We start from the raw sequence: 5,326 nt of genomic DNA, 5'->3' as shown, positions 1-5,326 counted from the left end.
ATATATCCCATTTTATGAGGGTCAATAGTTATACTATCAGCACAACTCATAGCTTTAAAAGCGTTATAGATATCGTCACTTGGCCAATTTATATTTTCATTGTAAAATACACCATATTCTTTATATTTTTCTTTTAACATTGATTTTTCGATAAATTTATACTCTTCATCTAAAAATATAGATCTAGCATAACCACCATAAGCTGCATCTATGTGGAAATAGAAATTTATCCCATTTTTAGAATACTCCTCTTTAAGAGCAACTATTTTATCTATATAATCTACTGCTCCCTCTTCAGTTGTACCAACTACTGCTACAACACCTAAAATTGGAGTTTTTTCAGCTACAAGTTTATCTATTGTAGATTTTAATTTTTCAATATCCATTCGATAGTTGTTATTAAGTTCAATAGCCACGATATTATCTGTACCAATACCTAAAACATCTGCGGCTTTTAACCATGAATAGTGCTTTGTTTCTGGAACAATCCATTTACCTAAATGAGGTAACTCTTTTGATGCTGCTCTAGCTGAATGAGCTTTTAAAATTTCCCATTTATTTTCATGATTTTCAATTAAATCTATAATTTGATCAATAGGCATATTCATTAAAGCCCAATCATCTTTTCCTTGAACAAGCTCAGGAGCAACTTCTTTCATAGCTAAAGGTAAAGATTTTAAATTTCTAGCATACCAAATTCCTTCAAAGTTAGCAATGGAACCATCACAACAAATATGTCCCCAACCTTTAACAGGGTCAAATCCTAATAGTTTACATAAATCAGCACCTACTTCATCTTCCATAATAGAAGTTGGCTGAGATGATTCATAAGCAACATTATTTAAATTATAAAGCATAGCACCAAAATATCCAAGTAATCCAGGCATTAGAGTTTCAGAGTTCATATGTCCCAAATATCTTGGAGAATGCCAAGGAGTAGCTCCAGCTCTTAGACGTCTAGATAACTCTTTTAAAACTTCTTCACATTTTTCTGATGTATCAATAAATGTCTCGTAATTTTTAAAAGAAGTTTTAATAACCTCTTCATCGCCAGGTTGATAATTTTTTCTCCACTGAGCATGATCTTCAAATAATCTAACAAGTTCCTTTAAAAAGAAGTCCTCGTTTTCAGACTTGGGTCCTAAAAAAAGTGCATTTAAATTTACTCCAGTATTGTTCATAATACTCATCAACTCCTTATTTAGTTTGTTTTTTCCAAGATTCTTTTTTAAATTTATATATAACTAATGGTGCTATAAATAGAAGTAAAACTCCAATGATCTGTATAAATAGAGATACTGTATGAAGATTTTCAGGAATATCACTAGATGGAATAATACTAACTATAATTGTTAAAACAACACCAATCATACCTAAAGTAACAGTTATCCACATTCCAGGTTTACCTCCAGGAACGGGAACAGATCTAACAACATCAGGTTTTTTGTATCTTAGAATAACTTCTGCCATTAAGATAAAGATATAAACTATACAGTAAAGAACAGTAGTTAACATTAATATAATTATAAATCCTGTATTAATAGCAGGAACAACTATGTATAAAAGAGTAACTAATGTGATAACAGCAGCTTGTATTAAAATAAATGTAACAGGAATATCATCCTTATTTCTTTTTTGAAAAATAGGTGGTAATAAACCAGCATCTGCAACTTTAATCATTGCTTTTGATGGTCCTAAAACCCAAGCATTAAGTTGTGCAAAAACTCCTAAAGCAATCATAAGAGCTATCACATTTGTAGCCCAAGGAATACCAAGTGCATTAAAATATATTTCAAATGGTTGTGTGATAACCGCTAAATCAATTTTATTAGAAGGTATTGCATTTGCTTCTGTTAAAGAAGATATAAGATTGAAGATAACCATTAAAAATATAGTAATAAAAACAGCTATAGGATAGTTTCTTTTTGGATTTTCAATATCATTAGCATGAACAGAAGCAATTTCTAAACCTGCAAAGATAAATATAACTCCAGCAAAGAATGAAAGTTTGTCTAAAGAATCTAAATTAGGAATAGCAGTTTCCCAATTTAAAGGTCCTAGATTAACATTTCCTATTTTAAAAGAGTACCAAAGACCTAAAACAATAAGTAAAATAGCGGGAATATATATTCCTATAACAGCTCCCCAAGTACTAATCCATTTACCAAATTGTGCTTTAAAGTTTAAGAGTGTAATAAACCAATATGTAACGATAACAGTTACTACGATAAAAACATTGTTATTAGCAAGTTCTGGTTTACTAATAACATAAGGAATCATAGAAGCAAATGCAGTTGAAACCATTACCATTCCGAAAAACATTTGAACCCATAATAACCAAGCAGTAACAAAAGCCCATTTTTCACCTAAAGCTTCTCTTACCCAAACTTGAGGTCCACCCTCTTCTGGCCATCCAGTTGCAAGTTCTGCAGCAACAAGCGATATGGGAATAGCGAAAAATATAGCAGCAGCAAGCATGTAAAAAATTCCATACCAACCAACACTAGCAACAGTAGGAATATTTCTTATACTTCCATAGAAGGCGATACTAATTGCAATTAATTGAAATAATGTAATCTTTTTATTCATATTGATACCTCCTTTTTATAAATTCGCTTGAGTATACGTAATAGTATTATAAATTCCTACTTAATTTAAAAATATAGTTAAAAATTATTATAAAATATAACTTATTCCTGCACCAATTTTCCAAGAATCATCTTTAGAAAATTCATACGAATAGTTTGTATATATAGAAAGTCCTGTTTGAAGTTCCCCAACTTTAACATTTATTCCGATTTCTTGAGAAAATCTATTTTTGTTATCAATATTTATATTACCTGTTTCATTTCCCAAAGATTGCACTTTAAATTTCATATTCTTATCAATATCATTAAGATCTTGTTTTAAATATCCAACTAGAGAAAGTTTTACACCATAATTTTTTATACAAAACTCTTTTCCTAAATCTCCACCTAGATAAAAAGTATTTAAAAATCCATTTAGTTTATCTAAATTAAGATTGTATGTACCATTGTTTTCATTAATACTTTTTTGAAATATTCCCATAGATTGAATTTTACCAACTGGTTCTATATAAAAAGAGTTCCAGTTGAATATTTTAGAGATTTTACCCATTCCACCAACATAGAAATTTTTTATTTTTGAATCTAAAGTTTCGTTAAAGTTTGTAGTTTTAATAGAAGTAAAAGTTTCATTGTAGTGAGAATAATCAAATTGGATATTTCTATCTAAGTCACCTCTAGAATATCCTAAGAAAATAGCTCCAAGACTATTGAAATTGTTTTTATTGTAGTTTAAATAACCTGTTCCTTGGAATAAGTTATCCTCTCTTTTTCCATAGTTATTTTTAAATTTATCACTTAGTCTAGTATAGTTAAGAATCCAACCACTACTTATAGAAGATGTTAAGGGATAGTTTTTACCAATAAAAAGACTATTTAACTCTTGATTATAACCAAGAATATTATCGTATCCACTTTTATTAACTTTTTCAAAAGAGTAACCAAAAATATATCTTTCTTTAGATAAAATTTTTGGAATTTCAGTTAAATGAGATAGGATATTATTATTCCCAAACTCTATAGCATCTTTTGTTTGATACATAAGAGATGGAAAATATCCACGACCAAATATTTCATCTAAATAATTTTCAAAATTATTACTATTTTTAGAAGATAAAATTATATCAAATAATCTGTCTTTAGCTGAATTTTTAGAATCATAGTAAATATTTTCCAAGTAATCTCCTAAAGGATCGTCTGTAAGAAGAGAAAAACTAAGTTTACTAAAAATCGCTTCGTTTCCATGCAAAACTAATTTATAACCATATAGACTACTTTTTATCTCTTTAGTAGATTTTGTAAGAGTATCGTCTAAAGTAACCTTACTAATGAGATTATAGTTATTTCCAATATAACTTTTTCCTAGATACATAGTTCTAATAGTGGGAGTAGAAGTATTAGTTACAATAGATCCTCCTTTTTCCATTACAAGATTTCCACCTTCATAAATAAGAGGTAGTGTATTTATAGTTGGTTTGATTATTTTTCCCCAGTTATGAAGAGTCCCTTTACCATTTAATAAAATACCATTTTTATTAAGATTAATCACACCATTAGGCTCATTTGTTGCTACAGCTGAACTAGAAAGTTGAAATGCATAACTACCGTCAACGTATATATCTTTAGGTGTAGGGGGATTAATATTAATAAGACCGAAATTTTTTAAAATAGTGTTCTTTCCTCCACTCATACCTGAATAACTTCTACCAGTTATATTGATAGTTCCATTATTTATAGCTAATCCACCTTCTGAAACACCCATACCACTTGAAGCAACATTGTTTGGATTTTTTGCTGTATCGTTCATAGTAATGGTACCATTGTTGATTATGGTTCCGTAAGAAGCGAACATACCAAAATTAGTATTATAAGTTTTTATAACTCCATCATTTATAGCAAGCCCTTTTCCATTTACAGAAACTCCTACATTTCCATGAGTTATATCGATGATACCTGTAGGTGAATTTGTAAACTCTCCTTCACCAAATATTTGGGCACCTTCATATCCATGTCCAGAGATAGTTCCATTATTAACTCCTTTAGTTTTACCATAAACCTCAATACCAGTGGCATAATAGGAGTTAAGATTGATTTTTCCATTATTAATTCCTGTACCATCACTTATAATATTTATTCCATTTCCGTAAAGTCCATTTATATTGATATTACCATCATTTATAACAGTTCCACCGCCAGAAGCTTGCATCCCTGTAGTGGTTGTATTTCCAGGATTATTATCAACAGTTAAAGTATTTTTGTTAAAAAGAGTATAACCACTAAGAATACTACCCATTCCAACGGCATTATTAGTGGTAATAGTAAGGTCCCCTTTCAAAGGTAGTTTGTCTGTGTATAAATTTTTTCCTGGATAGTAGAGTTTGTTATAGAAGATGTATCCATTTTTAGGTGAAGCTGTAGCAGAACCACTAGATGTAGTGGGATTATCAATATCTGTAGAACTATCATCTTTTGGAGAAGAGGGAGTCGGGGGTAAAACTGGAGTTTTAGGTGGAGCAATGGGGGGAAGTGTGATAACTTGAGTTGATAATTTAAAATATGAATTATCATTTTGACTCATAGGTCGAGTATTATCTTTAAAGTAATTATAATCTGACCAGAAGATGAGGCCACTTTGCTCCTGAGCAAAGGTATAGGATGATTGTAGAGCTAGAGCAAGTAGTAGTAGATTAAATTTTTTCATAGCTTTTCCTCCTAATAAAATATATTGTACATTATTAAAC

Annotated in this window: 3 protein-coding genes; all 3 read right to left on the bottom strand. The window is 29.9% G+C overall.

Going from position 1 to position 5,326, the window contains the following annotated elements; all coding sequences use genetic code 11:
• Window positions 1–1,181: pyridoxal-dependent decarboxylase (locus tag Q0V08_RS10445; RefSeq protein ID WP_297434555.1), on the bottom strand; the 1,181-nt coding region annotated here is incomplete at its 3' end.
• Between the two features lie 16 nt (window positions 1,182–1,197).
• Complete coding sequence (gene tyrP / locus Q0V08_RS10440) at window positions 1,198–2,589, bottom strand: tyrosine-tyramine antiporter (protein ID WP_297434553.1); 1,392 nt, start codon at window positions 2,587–2,589, stop codon at window positions 1,198–1,200.
• 87 nt (window positions 2,590–2,676) lie between these two features.
• Window positions 2,677–5,286, bottom strand: a complete 2,610-nt coding sequence (locus Q0V08_RS10435; protein WP_297434552.1) for an autotransporter domain-containing protein — start codon at window positions 5,284–5,286, stop codon at window positions 2,677–2,679.
• Between the last annotated feature and the right edge of the window lie 40 nt (window positions 5,287–5,326).

It is taken from the genome of uncultured Cetobacterium sp., from assembly GCF_947038635.1.
Lineage (GTDB): Bacteria > Fusobacteriota > Fusobacteriia > Fusobacteriales > Fusobacteriaceae > Cetobacterium_A.
Note: the sequence above shows the minus strand (reverse complement) of the source record. Positions and strands in the feature narration are given on the sequence as shown.

Excerpts from the sequence above, each read along its gene's own strand:
- tyrP (WP_297434553.1), bottom strand. The coding sequence starts at position 2,589 with ATGAATAAAAAGATTACATTATTTCAATTAATTGCAATTAGTATCGCC.
- Q0V08_RS10435 (WP_297434552.1), bottom strand. The coding sequence starts at position 5,286 with ATGAAAAAATTTAATCTACTACTACTTGCTCTAGCTCTACAATCATCC.